This is a genomic window from Microbulbifer mixtoriginis (SeqCode), assembly GCF_052466765.1.
Genome location: NZ_CP174289.1, coordinates 3918310 through 3933635 on the forward strand (window position 1 = coordinate 3918310; position 15326 = coordinate 3933635).

A 15326-nucleotide genomic window follows, 5' to 3' on the forward strand; every position below is an offset into this window, starting at 1 on the left:
CCATTTCTCAGTATCCACACCCAGAAAAATCTAGTCTATTAACCGAGTAATTTTGCTGACTGCTAGGTCTTTTATGTTGAAGATAACGAAGTTTGAGCCTGTATTTCGCCGTTACTGCATTTTTTAAATTCATCAAGCTAGATTTAACTCACGTCTTGGCTGCTCTTAACAAAAATAAATTTTGATTCCTTACTTTTTAAGGGGAATATTGGGTGTGGGCGAGTAAAAAGTTCGCACTCAAATAGTGCATGTTTAGTTCTATTTTTTTAGTCAGGATTTAGTTTTTCCTCTTCCAACGAACTTTCCAGACTAATTGAGTTATTTTTATCGTTATCCGCGATAAATAGACTTCCACCGGGCGTGGCTAGCCTGTAATCTGTTTGAGTCACAGAAAACATGCGAATTCTGTGCCTCTTTATCAGCGCGGTCTTGGATCGGAATCCCGCAAAGTCGGAACCTCCACAGAGAGAGTAGAGCGGCGGGATAAGGCAGTACCGATTGCGATAAGTCCGTTGTTGTAGATAAAAACAATAAAACAATGGAGAGAAAACATGGGAAGTCCGTCAAAACTTAAGCAGCACTCCGCTCTGCTTTCCGCCTGTTCTGTAGCGACTCTTTGGTTGGCCAGTGGTGCGATCCCCAGCTTTGCCGCTGAGGGTTCGGTAGGTACTCTAATGGAGGAGGTGCAAGTCACCGCCCGCAAACGTGCCGATGCAGAAATCCTGCAGGAGGTTCCCGTAGCGGCCACCGCCTATTCTGGCGATCAGTTAGAGGCTCTGCACACCAAGGATCTGCAAAGCCTTTCCTTCAAAATGCCCAATGTTCAATTGGAAGATGTGGGCACGGTAAAAAATACCGCAAACTTCACGGTACGCGGCCTGGGTATCAATAGTTCTATTCCCTCTATTGATCCTACCGTCGGTGTGTTTGTGGACGGTATGTATCTGGGTGTGAACGCCGGTGTGGTGACCGACCTGTTCGATCTGGAAGGTGTTGAAGTCTTGCGGGGTCCACAGGGCCTGCTATTTGGCCGCAATGTAACTGGTGGTGCAGTGGTCATAAAGACTGCCCGCCCCACGGATGAATTTTCTACACGCTTTAAAATATCCACCACCGACAATCTCGATACTGTCGCAGCCGGCTCCATTAACGGCGCCATTTCCGATACGGTCAACGGCCGTTTAACGGTTTATTACAACGATGACCGCGGATGGTTCGAAAACGTTGCCACTAACAACGACAATGCCGGTGCTTCCGACAGCTGGTTTATTCGGCCAAGCTTTAGTATCCAGCTGAGCGATACAGCGGAGCTATTGGTGCGTATGGAGCACGGCCGCATGGATTCTGATGGTGTGGTGGCTCAGAACCGCGGTTATGAATCGACTTATGTTCAGACTAGGGAAGGTTTGCAATTTGCTCCAAGTGCCCCACTGATTGCTGCGTCAATTGGCATTGATGATTGGGATAACGGCAGAGATTCTTTTGAGGTGGCACAAAATGAGGAAGGCTACCAGAAAGATGAGTGGAGCCAGATTATTACCGAGTTCAATAAAGATGTTGCCTTTGGTGATGGCACCATCACCAATATTCTCGCCTGGAGGGAATATGAGGCTCACGGGCTGGGTGATATCGACTCTCTACCGGTTACGCTGTTCCATGCTGATTCCAGTGTGGATCAGAGCCAGCTTAGTAATGAGCTGCGCTACTCTGGGCGTTTTGGTCGCACTGCTCTGACTACTGGTGTTTACTGGTTTAGCCAGGATGTCACCTACTTGGAGAATCGTCTTTTAAGTTTCGGGACAATTGACTGGACGGGAGGCGGTGAACAGGATCACAGCACTTATGGCGTATTTGCCCAGGCGGATATTGACTTAAATGAAGCTTGGGTTTTGACCCTGGGGGGGCGCTACTCCAGTGAGAAAAAAGATGCCAAGATAGCCTCTATTCCTCTAAATACCTGCACCCTCAGTGGTTGTACAAGTTACGACTTTAAGGATAGCGAGAGTTGGAATGCCTTTACGCCCAAGGTGGGCCTGCAGTGGTCCGTCTCCGATGATACACAGTTGTATACTTTCTGGACCAAGGGCTTCCGCAGCGGCGGTTACAATTTCCGTAATGCAGGAATTAATCCTTTAACTGAAAGGCCCTATTCTCCACAGGTTACCGATCAAGAGGAGCAGAGCAGCTTCGAGATTGGCGCCAAAGTGGATTGGCTGGATGGGCGTCTACGCACCAATATGGCGGTATTCCACAATACTATCGATGATATGCAGCGTGAGGAAAACCTTCCTGATGCGGTAACAGGGGTTGCACAAATCATCCGCAATACTGCCGATGCAACCATCCGCGGGGCCGAGTTGGAGGCTATGGCGGCCCTTAGTGAAAATCTGCTGTTTACCTTTAATGTTGGCTATGTTGACGGTGACTACGATAAGGTGCTGGGTGATCTGAATGGCGATGGACTTGTAGATAGTACCGATCTCGGTCTTGAGATTCCGCGTCTGGCCCCCTGGACCTACGGCATGGGCTTTATCCACGACTTGCAGTTAGGCGCCTTCGGCACCCTGACTTCTCGTGTGAATTTTAATCATAGAGACGAAGCTCCTTACACCGATGACAATCGCGGCATGTTGTCAGAAGTGGATATGCTGGATTTCAGCATCGGCTATACACCGGATAATGGAAGCTATACGGTTTCGTTGTTCGGCAAGAATATGCTGGATGAAATGGCGGAGGGTAACAATACCCAGTTACCTCCTGTTATGGGAGGAATTGGCGCCAGTTTCACACCACTGAATAAAGGCCGTGTGATGGGAGTGGAGCTCCTATACGAGCTTTAAATCGCAACTCACTTTTGGAATTAATTGAGATATTGGCTCTCATTTAATGCATTTCTTGGCCGGGCCACTTGCATACAGGATCTTTCGGTGATTTGTGCAAGTGTTCCCGGCCACATTGCTTTTACCCTCCTGTAATTCCCTCCTATTAGCGGTACAGTAGTGCTCAATATCTCTCTGATGGTTTGAGGGTTTGTCGCCATCACTGAATCGGGTCGTGAAGAATTTAAAGGATAAAGGAGCGAATAATGCGTGCTATTGATCTACCGGAATATGGAGGCCCTGAGGTTATGCAGTTGGCGGACCTGCCCAGACCGGAGGTCGCCCCAGGTGAAGTGTTGGTTGAGGTAGCTGCCGCTGGTGTCAATCGTCCCGATATCGTTCAGCGCAATGGTCATTACCCACCGCCTCCAGGTGCCTCACCTATTCTTGGGCTTGAAGTTTCCGGTCGGGTGGCCGCTGTGGGTGAAGGCGTTGAACGCTGGCAAGTTGGCGATAAGATCTGTGCCCTAACTAATGGCGGCGGATATGCGGATTTTGTGACGGTTCCAGAAGGGCAGTGCCTACCAATACCCGGTGCTTTTTCTATGGTGGAGGCTGCGACATTACCGGAGACTTTCTTCACGGTTTGGGCCAATGTATTTGATCGGGCTCGTTTGCAAAGTGGAGAGATCTTCTTGGTACATGGTGGTAGCTCGGGTATTGGGACTACCGCTATTCAGTTGGCACATCAGCTGGGTGCCAGGGTTTTCGCCACAGCCGGTTCCGCAGAAAAATGTGTGGCTTGTGTGCAACTCGGCGCCGAGCAAGCAATAAATTACCGGGAAGAAGATTTTGTGCAGGCAGTAAAAGAAGCTACTTCAGGACATGGAGCGGATGTGATTCTGGATATGGTGGGTGGCAGCTATATTGATCGTAATATTCAAGTGGCTGCGAATGATGGCCGTATCGTGAATATCGCCTATCTGCAGGGAGCCAGAGTCGAAGTGAATATGTTACCGGTGATGTTGAAGCGGCTTTCCCTTACCGGCTCGACCTTAAGGCCAAGATCCACACAGGTTAAGGCTAATATTGCACACTCTTTGGAATCACAAGTTTGGCCATTAATAGAAGCTGGTAAAATTCACCCTCAGATTGCTGCGCGTTTCCCTTTGGAGGAGGTTGCCGAAGCACATCGGCTTCTTGAGTCTGGCAAGATCGTTGGGAAAATTGTGCTCACCTTGTGATCTTTGGAGAATCTACGTTATCAGCTTACGGAGCGGAGTAATTGGGTATCTGCTGGATAACCCCCTCTGGGGTGTGGAGTGGTGAGCAATAGCTGATACTCGGTGCTTTCTGTAGGGGCACAGCTACACTGGCATCGTCGCTCATCATTTCTACATAGGCCTTGTAGAGATTGCTGATATTACGCACATATTGCACGGGCTCCGATCCCCGTACATAGCCATAACGCGCACGCTTAAAATACTGGGGCTGGGCCAGCTTTAACATGGCTACTTCTACATTGTCGAACCAGACGTTGGGGTCTAGGCCCAACTGTTTGGCGAGGCGCTGTGCATCGAGAAGGTGGCCATAACCAGCGTTGTATGAGGCTAGAGTGAACCAGAGTTTGTTTACCGTGGGCAGGGAGGGGTTAAACCGGTCTCTGACCCAGTCCATATATTTCACACCGGCTTTAATGGCGCGCTCCGGTTCAAATAGTGGGGGTGGAAATCCCATTTCCTCTGCGGTTGCCGGCATTACCTGCATCAGACCTTGTGCACCAACCGGTGAAACCGCTTTTGGATTGAAATTACTTTCCTGCCACATTTGTGCAACGATCATGCGCCAGTCAAAATCATATTTATAAGCCGATTCTTTTACCAGGTCATCATAGGGGGAGAGGTTTTCTCCTGGGATTATTCGGGTGCTAACCCTCTGCATAAAGCGTTTGTTGGGCTCAAAGTAGGCCGCATACTGTTTTTTATACTTCGCAGTTTTTCTATAGCCCTCGATAAATTTATTGAGGTTCTTCAGTAGATGCCAGTTCTGGCGTAGAACCAGCCAGCCTTGGGGCTGGGGGTCTCCGAGTAATGTGCCTAGTACCAAATTGGGCTGTACTGAAGCCTCAATTTTTGCGCGCCCAGAATTTGAAATGGTGGCATCGATTAGACCGTCCGAGATCAAAGAGAAAATTTGTGATTGGGACATATCCGGCGGTGCAACCTGAACTTCTACGTCAATACCTGCGTTGCGCAGAGTTTTAGCTGTGTCAATAAAAGAAGAGTAGGCACGTAGAGTGAGTTTTCGGCCGCTCAAGTCCTGAATTTTTTCGATTGGGGGTTTATTTTTGCTACTTATGATTTGCTCTGCCGACTCTACATAGGGTTTGGTGAATACCATTCCTTTTGGCTCATAGGATGAGGTGATATTGAGTTCCGATCCGGCAAAATCCCCGCGTCCGGCCCTGAGCCAGTCCGCTAAGCTCTCTTCATACGGCACCACAATAATTTGTAGCTGCAGTTTGTGTTTGTCTGCGAAGGCTTTCGCCAATTCATAGTCAAAACCCATTAACAGACCTTTCCAAATAAAGTAGGTCGTGGGGCCGTTATAAGTAAGCAAGCGAATAACGCCAGATTTTTTAATGCCCTTCCAGTCGGTGATGCGCTCTTCCTGGGCCTTCACCAGATTGCGAGTAATAAAGTTATCCACTGTGGAATTGAGTCGCTTAGTGTCTTTGCGCATTCCCCAGGCGATATTCTGCATCTCGCTAACATAAGCTCCTAGGCGTAAGTCGTCCCTATAGTTACGTAAATCCTCCGCAGAAAAGTTCTCGAGAATCGCGACCCGATTATTTTTCATATTGAGCATATCGATCAAACCATCGCGATTACCGTGAATAACAAATTCACGCACAGAAAGTTTCGCATCAGGATATTTGGCAATTAATTGTTGCGCAGCTTCTATATTGGCAGAGCCCTGCGGAACAATTAATTCAACATCGTTAAGTTTGCTCGGGTCGCTAATATCTGGACCGGAAGGGCCAGTAACTAGCTGCAGGCGGGATTGGCGCATGGGTACGCTGAAGTCAATGATTTTCTTGCGCGCATCGGTCACTGTTAGGTTATAGGCAATGACATCAGCTTCACCGGCAATTAGCATTTCTACTGCTTTGTCGGGGGTTGGGGCCTTAATCCACTTGGCTTCCAGCTTTAATTGGTCGGCGAGTTTGTTTCCCAGCTCGAAGTGACGCAGGCTGACTACTCCGTCTCTAGGTAATAGGTTTTCCGCTGCTCCGGTCAAGTTCACGAAGCGGATGGTGCCGTGTTTTTTTATTTCCTTGAGGTCCCCGGTTTCAATGTAATTGACCTGTTGTTCTTTTGCAGGAATAACAGTAGGACTTTTTTTCTCCTCGGTTGGGGTATTTGCCTGAGGGCTACTTTCTGAAGAGGCCGTAGGTTGTAAAGTACCTGACTTCTCTGAATCTTCGGGTGCTTTTGGGGAGCATCCGGCAAGTGCGAGAATTAGCATAAAAAAGTATAAAAAAATCCAGCAATAGGGGCTGATAGCTTTATAACGGCACCTCATAGATAGCTCCAAAAGCTCTCTATGTGTGGATTATAGTGTCGTGCCTCTTCAGCCCATTTTCTGGTTTTAGTGACTGATGTTCTCTACCTTGGCGGAAAAGTGACCCCGGGCCAATTGAACTTCAATTTCCTGGTTTATTTCGAGCGTGCGGCTGTCTTTTAGAGGTTTACCTTGGGAATCCTTGGCAATAGCATAGCCGCGCTGTAAAACAGCCAGTGGGCTCACATTGTGAAGTAACTGCGCTTGGTGGTTGAGCCTGTCCGCTTTTTGCAGCAAAAGGCGCTCAGCCGCGCGTTGCAAAGTGCTTTGCACAAATTTCAGCTGTTCTCCTTTTTTCTGTAATTGCCTCTGGGGTTGGTAGTGGGTAAAGGCCCGCTGAGCTGCTGCCAATTGGTTGCGGCGCTGCTGAATTTGCTTCTGGCCTGCGGCCAATAGGCGCATCTCCAGGTGGTCCAGGCGTTGCGAGCGGTTTTGCAATTGTTCGCGCGGGTGGCGTAAACGATTACGGCTCAACATAATTTTCTGCTGCAGGTGGAGAACTTGCTGCTGCATTGCCCTATATAATCGAAGCTTGCTATTTTCCAGCCGTTGATATAACTCAGCGGCATTTGCACTGGCAATTTCCGCTGCTGCTGAGGGGGTGGGTGCGCGTAGATCGGCAGCCAGATCGGAAACGGTCGTGTCTGTTTCGTGGCCTACTGCAGAAATTGTGGGAATGGGGCAGGTGGCCAAGGCTCGCGCAACAACCTCCTCATTGAAAGGCCAGAGATCCTCCAAAGAGCCGCCGCCACGCCCCACGATAAGTAGGTCGTGGCGACCGCTGCGGCCAGCTTTTTCAATAGCCTCGGCGATTTGTTGCGCCGCTCCCTGGCCTTGTACAGCCACTGGCCAGAGTTCAATTTGCGCTCCAGGGTGGCGTCGACCCAATACATGGATCATATCGCGAATCGCGGCACCAGTCGGGGAAGTGATAATGCCAACATTGGTGGGCAAATAGGGCAGGGCGCGTTTTCGGGCGCTGTCGAATAGCCCTTCGGCCTGTAATTTGGCTTTGAGCTGTTCCAGTTGGCGCATCAGGGCGCCGAAGCCGGCTTCCTCCATATGTTCCACGATCAACTGGAATTCACCGCGGCCCTCATAGAGGCTAACCCGTGCGCGGATCAGCACTTCGCGGCCGTTTTGTGGGCGAAAAGCTATACTGCGGTTTCGCCCGCGAAACATGGCACAGCGCACCTGGGCGCGGGCATCTTTCAAGCTAAAATACCAGTGGCCGGAGCTGGGCACAGTAAAATTGGAGATTTCCCCGCTGATCCACAGTAGTGGAATGCTGCCCTCCAGCAGCTGTTTCACCTCCCGGTTCAAATCGCTTACCGACAGGACACTGCGTTTGCTGTTGGGAGTTGCTGGGCTGGATTGCATCTGTGCCTCTCAAGTGAAAACTGGCGGAGCAATATTGCAGTATCCCCTTTATAGGTAAAGTGCTTTACTCGTTAAATCCGATTTTCTATGAAATGCCATTTGCGCTTTTATTCCTGAGAGGTATAATCGCGCCGATACCCAATCCCGCCTATTCGAGGTTTGAGTGTCAACAATGTCTGAATCCAATCTGCGCATCGCGCGCGAAGCCCTCACTTTCGACGACGTCCTACTTGTGCCCGGTTATTCCGAGGTGACCGCCAAGGATGTCAGCCTTAAAACCCAGCTGTCCCGCAATATCACCCTGAATATTCCCATTGTCTCCGCTGCTATGGATACTGTGACGGAAGCGCGCCTGGCAATTGCCCTGGCACAGGAAGGTGGTATCGGCATTATTCACAAGAGCATGTCCATTGAAGAACAGGCTCTTGCGGTGCGTGCGGTGAAAAAATTTGAAGCCGGTGTGGTAAAAGACCCGATTACGATCGAGTCGGATGCCACCGTGCGTGAATTGATCGCCCTGACAACCCATCACAATATTTCCGGTGTTCCGGTAATGGATAAAGGAGATCTGGTGGGTATTGTTACCAGCCGCGATGTTCGCTTCCTTACCGACCTGGATGTGAGTGTTGCCAGTGTCATGACGCCAAAGGAGCGCCTGGTAACTGCACACGAAGATGCTTCTTCTGATCATGTGCGCGAATTGCTGCACAAGCACCGCATCGAGAAAGTACTCGTTGTGAACGATGATTTTGAGTTGCGTGGCCTGATTACCGTTAAAGACTTTAATAAGGCAGAGCAGTACCCAAACTCCTGTAAAGATTCCGATGGTCGCCTGCGTGTTGGCGCATCAGTGGGCACTAGTCCTGACACCGATGATCGCGTAGCGGCTCTGGTAGAGGCCGGTGTGGATGTGTTGGTTGTGGATACTGCCCACGGCCATTCCCGCAACGTGATTGATCGCGTGCGTCGTATTAAGGAAATGCATCCTCAGGTGGATGTAATTGGTGGCAATATTGCCACTGGTGACGCCGCGCGCGCATTGGTTGAAGCTGGTGCGGATGCGGTGAAGGTAGGTATTGGCCCCGGCTCTATTTGCACCACCCGAATCGTGACGGGTATCGGTGTGCCCCAGGTAACGGCAATTGCTGAGGTTTCCGCTGCGCTTAAAGGAACAGGGGTACCTATGATCGCCGATGGTGGCATCCGCTATTCCGGTGATATTTCCAAGGCAATTGTTGCGGGTGCTTCTTCCGTAATGATGGGCTCTATGTTTGCCGGTACCGAAGAGGCGCCGGGTGAGGTGGAGCTATACCAAGGGCGTACTTACAAGTCCTATCGCGGTATGGGCTCCCTCGGTGCCATGGCGCGCACTCAGGGCTCCTCCGATCGCTACTTCCAGGATGCCAGCAAGGGCGCTGAAAAACTGGTCCCGGAAGGTATTGAAGGGCGCGTCCCTTATAAAGGCCCTCTGTCTGCCATTGTGCACCAGATGCTCGGTGGCCTGCGCTCTGCTATGGGGTATACCGGTAGTGTGGATATTGAAACCATGCGCACCCGTCCAGAATTTGTGCGGGTAACTGCCGCCGGCATGGGTGAGTCCCATGTACACGATGTGCAGATTACCAAAGAGGCGCCCAACTACCCGGTGGGCGGACGCTAAGCCTCTCGGTGAACAACTTTCAGTAGCAAGCCGCAAACGGACCTTTCAGGTCCGTTTGCCGTTATTTATTCTGTTAATGAGTCAATCATGAGCCAAGATATCCACTCCAGCCGAATTCTGATCCTCGACTTTGGGTCCCAGTACACCCAGTTGATCGCCCGCCGTGTGCGCGAGCTAGGTGTTTTTTCCGAAATTCGCGCTTTCGACATGAGCGAAGAAGAGATCCGCGAATATAACCCGAAAGGTATTATCCTGGCCGGTGGGCCCGAGTCTGTACCGGAAGAGGGCTCTCCCCGCGCGCCAGAAGTGGTTTACAGCTTGGGCGTGCCTGTTCTGGGGATTTGCTATGGCATGCAGACCATGGCACAGCAGCTAGGTGGTGCCGTACAGGGAAGTAACGTCCGCGAGTTTGGCTACGCCCAGGTAAAAGTAGAGGGCACTTCCAATCTGCTGCGCGATATCAAAGATCACCTCAACGATGAAGGTGAGGCGCTGCTGGATGTATGGATGAGCCACGGCGATAAAGTCGTGCAGATGCCGGAAGGCTTTGCGCTGATGGCCTCCACCGATTCCTGCCCTATTGCTGGTATGTACTCCGCTGACAAGAACTTCTTTGGGGTACAGTTCCATCCGGAAGTGACACATACCCTGCAGGGTATGCGCATCTATGAACACTTTGTCATCGACATCTGCGGTTGTGAAAAGCTCTGGACCCCGGCCAATATTATCGAGGACTCCATTGCCAAAGTGCGCGAACAGGTAGGTGATGGCAAAGTGTTGCTGGGTCTCTCCGGGGGTGTCGACAGCTCTGTGGTGGCGGCACTGCTGCACAAGGCGATTGGCGATCAGCTGACCTGTGTTTTTGTGGACAACGGCTTGTTGCGCAAAAATGAGGGCGATCAGGTGATGCAAATGTTTGCCGACAATATGGGCGTGCGGGTTGTTCGCGCCGATGCGGAAGAGGATTTCCTCTCACGTCTGGCAGGTGTGGATGAGCCTGAAGCCAAGCGCAAAATTATCGGCAATACCTTTATCGAGATTTTCGATCGAGAAGCGTCCAAATTGCAGGATGTGAGGTTCCTGGCTCAGGGTACTATTTATCCAGATGTGATCGAATCTGCCGCCGCGAAAACGGGCAAAGCCCATGTAATCAAGTCTCACCACAACGTGGGCGGCTTGCCGGAAGATATGCAGTTTGAACTGGTGGAACCACTGCGTGAGCTGTTTAAAGATGAAGTGCGCAAAATAGGCCTGGAATTGGGGCTGCCTTACGATATGGTCTACCGCCACCCCTTCCCAGGACCGGGTTTGGGGGTGCGTATTCTCGGTGAAGTAAAAAGAGAGTACGCCGATATCTTACGCGAGGCAGACGCCATCTTTATCGAGGAGTTGCACAAGGCTGATTGGTACCACAAAACCAGCCAGGCATTTGTGATATTCCTGCCGGTGAAATCGGTTGGTGTGGTGGGCGATGGCCGCCGCTATGAATATGTAGTGGCGCTTCGAGCCGTGGAAACCGTGGACTTTATGACGGCGCGTTGGGCGCATTTGCCCTACGAGTTGATTGAGAAAGTCTCCAACCGCATTATTAATGAGATAGAGCATATCTCCCGCGTGGCTTACGATGTATCGAGCAAGCCACCGGCTACCATCGAGTGGGAGTAAGCGCTTAATCTCACTTCTTTAATGGGGCGCTTGGCGCCCCATTTCTCTATTTTCCCCGCCAAGCGTGCCACTTTCCACAGCTGAGCCCTTTACTTCAAATGGCGCTTAACTGGTGCGCACGTCTCTTGCTTTTATCTTGTAATTCACTGTAACTCGTTGATTTTTTGGGCGTTTCAAAAGCTGGTCATTTTTTCTTCAGATTGTCACATTGGCGCAACCATGGGCCTTTGCGACAGGGAAAGAATAGTTATCCTCAGAGATATCCACAGAATCTGTGGGTAGCCAATCTTCGAGAGGGGTGTAGTTGGTAATTAGGGAGCTGAAAGTGAAAGAAGGGGCACCTTTTGCACAGAGATGCCCTGGGCGGATTAAACTTGGCGCCGGAAGCTGATCAGTGCCGCAGTAACCGCTACGTTGAGGCTCTCCACACCATTTTGCATGGGTATGCACACTAGCTCGTTACACTGCTTGGTGACCGCATCGCTAACCCCGCGGGTTTCATTGCCCAGAACAAAAATAGTTGGTTTGTTACCGGAAACCTCTGCAAGGGTCATTGAGGCATGGGAGGACAGGCCACAGATACGTGCGCCGGAATCGCGAAAATCGCTTAGTGCATCGGCCAGGGTGTCGCACCGTAGTATCTGGGTTTTAAACAGAGTGCCGGTGCTGGCTTTGATAACCAGTGGGTCAACCTGTGCGCAGCCCTTTCTTGGCAGGAGAATACCATCCACACCGCCGGCACAGGCTGATCGGATAATCATGCCGAGATTTTGTGGGTTGGTAATACCGTCCAGGGCTAAAAGTTCGTAGGTCTTAGCTTTATTCTTGGGCAGGAAGGCTTTGTAATTGCCGTAGTTGGGTAGGGCCAGATCCAGCGCTACACCCTGGTCCTGGCGAGAATTTTTCGAGATGCGGGAGAGTTCTTTCCGATCCAAGTAGGAGATTTCTATCTGGCGCTCCTCGGCCAGAGACTCCATTCGACTGATCAGCTGGTCGCGTCGGTTGCTGCTAGCCAGGTGCAGCTTGTGTACCGGAAGTTCTGGGTCTTCCAGTGCTTCGAGCACCGGCTTGCGCCCATAAATAGTTAGTAGGCTGTCGAAAAAGGCCCTTTTTTTTAGGTATTCAGAGGAGTCTTTCACCGCATTGGCTCGCTCAGTAGTTCGATCAATTTGGCCGCGCTTTCATCTGAAAGCTGGCCCCGCCGCGCCAACTCTACACAGGCGAGGCCCAGTTGGCGATAGTGGTGCGCGAGTTCCGGGGCTGTCGAGGTTAAGTCTTTCAGCTGGTTGGCTACCGTTTCCAGGTCGCCCCGGGCGATCGGGCCGGTGAGAGAATTCTCCGGCCCAAGAACCATATTGTTCTGTGCAGTCTGCAGAACAATCGGCTCCAGTAACTTGAGGGCACTATCGCGGTCGATACCCGCCGCAGCGAAACTGCTCAGGCTGAGATCTATGAGTACGGTGAGGTAGTTGCACGCGATCACCGAACCCGCATGGTATAGAGACTTGTGCTGGGCTTCGATGTTGAGTATTTCACAGCCTATGGCAGTGAAAGCTTCCTCTAAAGCCTTTGTTGCAGAGCTTTCACCCTCTAGGGCGACGCTACTGCCGGCGAAACTGTCGAGGGAGCGCAGCGGATCGGCAAAGCTGTGCACCGGGTGGGCGCTGGCGATAGCGGCAGGGTGTAGCACTTCGAGCACTTGTGAGCTCAGGGCGCCACTGCAGTGGAAGGCAGCTATGTTTTCGCGTTCGCCAAGGTGGTTGGCGAGGCGTTCAGCTGTTGCGGCAATCTCGCTATCGCTGCAAGCGATTAACCAGAAGTCTGCGGGCTTCATCAATTCCAGCGTGGCTACTGCGTGCCCGGCGCCGATAAACTCGGCGGCGGCCTGTGCGCTATCCCGGCTGCGATTCAAAATCGATTGAACCTGAAAAAAACCGGTCTGTTGCCACAAGCGCCCGAGCGTTTTCCCCAGGCGCCCGGCACCAATAATGTTGAGTGTCTTCATTAGTTGCCGGCGAGGCAGTCCAGGTAAGCTTTAACAGCATTCTCCAGCCCCATACCGATGGCGTCTACGGTGAGGGCGTGGCCGATTGAGACTTCCTGTAATCCCGGCAGGGTGCGATAGCGGGGCAGGTTGACCAGGTTCAGGTCGTGGCCCGCATTTACCCCCAGTCCCAATTGGCGTGCATGCTCGGCTGCGGCGCAGTGAGCGCTGAAGATATCTTCCAGTTCCGCGCTCTGTTTTGCGGCTGCTTCTGCATAGGGGCCTGTATACAGTTCAATGCGATCAGCACCCACATCCTTGGCCAGGCTGATCTGCTCAAGATCCGGATCCATAAACAAGCTAACTCGGACACCGGCGTCCTTGAGTCTGGCGATCAGGGGGACCAGGCGCGGGCCATCGAGTTTGAGGTTGAAGCCGTGATCGGAGGTTAGCTGGTCGTTGCTATCGGGGACCAGGGTGCACTGATCTGGTTGGGTTTCCAGTACTAACGGCATCAGGCCGGGATAGTCCCCCTGGTGCAGGGCGAAGGGATTGCCCTCAATATTGAACTCAATACCCTGGCGATCGCGGCACAGTGCAGCCAATTCGCGTACGTCATTGGGGCGGATATGGCGCTGATCTGGGCGTGGGTGTACGGTGATACCCTGCGCACCAGCATCTAGGCATATCCGACCGTGGGCAGTGACATCGGGGAAGTTACCCTCGCGGGAATTGCGGATCAGGGCGATCTTGTTGAGATTAACACTGAGAGCGATCACAGCTTATTCTCCCTTGCTGTTGGTGGCGACGGCGTTGTCACCGGTGTCTATACGTTTGGCCTCAAGGATGCGGATGGGCGTGTTGGGGGCGCTTGGGTGCTGTCGATAGAGGCCCCTTGGCTGCTCTACCATCTTTTCCACAATATCCATGCCGGCAATCACCCGGCCAAAAACGGCGTAGCCGGGTTTGTCTTCTTGGGCGTCGAGCCTGGTGTTATCGACCAGATTGATAAAAAACTGAGAGGTAGCGCTGTCTGGGTCGTTGGTTCTTGCCATGGAGAGAGTGCCGCGCAGGTTTTGCAGGCCGTTGGCGGATTCGTTGACGATGGGGTCTTGGGTTTCCTTTCTCTGGAAATCGAAAGTAAATCCGCCACCCTGAACAACGAAGCCCGGTACTATCCGGTGGAAGATGATCCCATTGTAAAAGCCGTTATCGGTATAAGTAAGGAAGTTCTGTACGGTGACCGGAGCTTCTTTGGCGAAGAGTTCGATCTGAATAATGCCCAAGTCGGTTTTAAGTTCCACACGCGGGTTTTTGGCCAATGCGGGAAGGGCAAGGGTTGCACAGAGTAGCATTGCAAATAGTTTACGCATCATCCTAAGTCCTTTAGGTTTTAAGGCGGTGTTGCGACACAGCCGCTTTTGAGTTGGATGTAGGGCCTGGGGGGATATCACTTCCCCCGGGGCTCAATAGTATGCGATTTCGACGAGAGTGGGCGAAATCAGTTCGCCCACTCTGAGTGGCGCTTGCGCGGGCGTAGGTGCGGGGCAATCATTGCAAGGAGGGCGCCCAGAAGTACAGACAGAGCGCCATACATATACCACTTGTGGCTTTCACTGCCGGATAATCGCTGAATTTCCGCTTCTGCCATGGTCTTCTCCTGCTTGAGTAGTTCGTGCTGGTGCAGGAGCTTCTGGTGGCGCTCATTGAGTGCCAGGGCATCTGCCGATAACGCCTTTAGGGTTTTCAGCTCGGCTGCGAGAGTCTGGCTCTGTTGCTGGGCGGACTCCAGGGAGCCACTCAGCTTGCTATTTTCTTCCTCCAGGCGGCGGACTTCCCCACCGAGGTTGCCTTCCATTTTCTCAAAGCGTGCCAGGTTTGCTTCCGCTTGTTCCAGCTTGAGTTTGGCCACTGGGTCGGAGACCAGGTATTGGCGCCTCACCCACCCCTCTGTGCCACCCTGGGTGCGCACACGGGTCCACCCCTCTTGCGGGGCATCTTCGAGAACACTGAGCTGGGTGCCGCTGGGTAAGCCGCGGTGCAGGATACGAAATCCATTGCCTTTACCGGCGCGCATGGGCACATGTAGCTGGTCGGTGATATAGCGAGTTTCGGCGGCGGCAGTTGCCGGGACTGCGTTGAGCAGTGTGGCGGCGATCAGGCCGCACAATAATTTCTTCATTGCGATACAGCT

The 15326-nt window shown here is 52.0% G+C and carries 11 protein-coding genes; 4 read left to right on the forward strand and 7 right to left on the reverse strand.

Translation table 11 applies throughout. The features are described 5' to 3' along the window. Nucleotides 1-551 precede the first annotated feature (551 nt). Together ACJJIV_RS17070 and ACJJIV_RS17075 are read left to right on the forward strand one after the other, a co-directional pair. Complete coding sequence (locus ACJJIV_RS17070; protein WP_444889717.1) at nucleotides 552-2840, forward strand: TonB-dependent receptor; 2289 nt, start codon at nucleotides 552-554, stop codon at nucleotides 2838-2840. Between the two features lie 245 nt (nucleotides 2841-3085). Further along, entirely contained in the window at nucleotides 3086-4063 is a 978-nt protein-coding gene (locus ACJJIV_RS17075; RefSeq protein ID WP_444889718.1) for an NAD(P)H-quinone oxidoreductase, read from the forward strand. A 25-nt stretch (nucleotides 4064-4088) separates the two neighbouring features. Here the strand turns inward: ACJJIV_RS17075 and ACJJIV_RS17080 are convergent, their stop codons facing one another. Together ACJJIV_RS17080 and xseA are read right to left on the reverse strand one after the other, a co-directional pair. After that, nucleotides 4089-6404, reverse strand: coding sequence for a transporter substrate-binding domain-containing protein (locus ACJJIV_RS17080; protein WP_444889719.1), 2316 nt, complete (start codon nucleotides 6402-6404; stop codon nucleotides 4089-4091). Between the two features lie 66 nt (nucleotides 6405-6470). Continuing rightward, on the reverse strand, nucleotides 6471-7823 hold the full coding sequence (xseA, locus tag ACJJIV_RS17085; protein WP_444889720.1) for an exodeoxyribonuclease VII large subunit: 1353 nt from the start codon (nucleotides 7821-7823) through the stop codon (nucleotides 6471-6473). Nucleotides 7824-7995: 172 nt separating this feature from the next. Between xseA and guaB the strand changes: the two genes are divergently transcribed. Further along, a complete protein-coding gene (gene guaB / locus ACJJIV_RS17090) occupies nucleotides 7996-9483 on the forward strand; it encodes an IMP dehydrogenase (protein WP_444884158.1) in 1488 nt (495 codons plus the stop codon). Between the two features lie 87 nt (nucleotides 9484-9570). After that, entirely contained in the window at nucleotides 9571-11148 is a 1578-nt protein-coding gene (gene guaA / locus ACJJIV_RS17095) for a glutamine-hydrolyzing GMP synthase (protein ID WP_444889721.1), read from the forward strand. A gap of 368 nt (nucleotides 11149-11516) precedes the next feature. Here the strand turns inward: guaA and rlmB are convergent, their stop codons facing one another. The 5 genes from rlmB to ACJJIV_RS17120 all read right to left on the reverse strand — a co-directional run bounded on the left by rlmB (nucleotide 11517) and on the right by ACJJIV_RS17120 (nucleotide 15314). Then, entirely contained in the window at nucleotides 11517-12287 is a 771-nt protein-coding gene (gene rlmB, locus ACJJIV_RS17100) for a 23S rRNA (guanosine(2251)-2'-O)-methyltransferase RlmB (RefSeq protein WP_444889722.1), read from the reverse strand. Next, the gene (locus ACJJIV_RS17105; RefSeq protein ID WP_444889723.1) at nucleotides 12284-13153 is read right to left on the reverse strand and encodes a Rossmann-like and DUF2520 domain-containing protein; all 870 of its coding nucleotides are present in this window, start codon (nucleotides 13151-13153) and stop codon (nucleotides 12284-12286) included. Before ACJJIV_RS17105 ends, rlmB begins: the two co-directional genes overlap by 4 nt. Next, nucleotides 13153-13911: a pyridoxine 5'-phosphate synthase gene (locus ACJJIV_RS17110; RefSeq protein WP_444884162.1), complete on the reverse strand. Its 759-nt coding sequence runs from the start codon at nucleotides 13909-13911 to the stop codon at nucleotides 13153-13155. Before ACJJIV_RS17110 ends, ACJJIV_RS17105 begins: the two co-directional genes overlap by 1 nt. Before the next feature lie 3 nt (nucleotides 13912-13914). Then, entirely contained in the window at nucleotides 13915-14505 is a 591-nt protein-coding gene (locus ACJJIV_RS17115; protein ID WP_444884163.1) for a peptidylprolyl isomerase, read from the reverse strand. Nucleotides 14506-14633: 128 nt separating this feature from the next. Further along, nucleotides 14634-15314, reverse strand: coding sequence for a TIGR04211 family SH3 domain-containing protein (locus ACJJIV_RS17120; protein ID WP_444889724.1), 681 nt, complete (start codon nucleotides 15312-15314; stop codon nucleotides 14634-14636). Between the last annotated feature and the right edge of the window lie 12 nt (nucleotides 15315-15326).

Excerpts from the sequence above, each read along its gene's own strand:
- ACJJIV_RS17070 (WP_444889717.1), top strand. The coding sequence starts at position 552 with ATGGGAAGTCCGTCAAAACTTAAGCAGCACTCCGCTCTGCTTTCCGCC.
- ACJJIV_RS17075 (WP_444889718.1), top strand. The coding sequence starts at position 3,086 with ATGCGTGCTATTGATCTACCGGAATATGGAGGCCCTGAGGTTATGCAG.
- ACJJIV_RS17080 (WP_444889719.1), bottom strand. The coding sequence starts at position 6,404 with ATGAGGTGCCGTTATAAAGCTATCAGCCCCTATTGCTGGATTTTTTTA.
- xseA (WP_444889720.1), bottom strand. The coding sequence starts at position 7,823 with ATGCAATCCAGCCCAGCAACTCCCAACAGCAAACGCAGTGTCCTGTCG.
- guaB (WP_444884158.1), top strand. The coding sequence starts at position 7,996 with ATGTCTGAATCCAATCTGCGCATCGCGCGCGAAGCCCTCACTTTCGAC.
- guaA (WP_444889721.1), top strand. The coding sequence starts at position 9,571 with ATGAGCCAAGATATCCACTCCAGCCGAATTCTGATCCTCGACTTTGGG.
- ACJJIV_RS17105 (WP_444889723.1), bottom strand. The coding sequence starts at position 13,153 with ATGAAGACACTCAACATTATTGGTGCCGGGCGCCTGGGGAAAACGCTC.
- ACJJIV_RS17115 (WP_444884163.1), bottom strand. The coding sequence starts at position 14,505 with ATGCGTAAACTATTTGCAATGCTACTCTGTGCAACCCTTGCCCTTCCC.
- ACJJIV_RS17120 (WP_444889724.1), bottom strand. The coding sequence starts at position 15,314 with ATGAAGAAATTATTGTGCGGCCTGATCGCCGCCACACTGCTCAACGCA.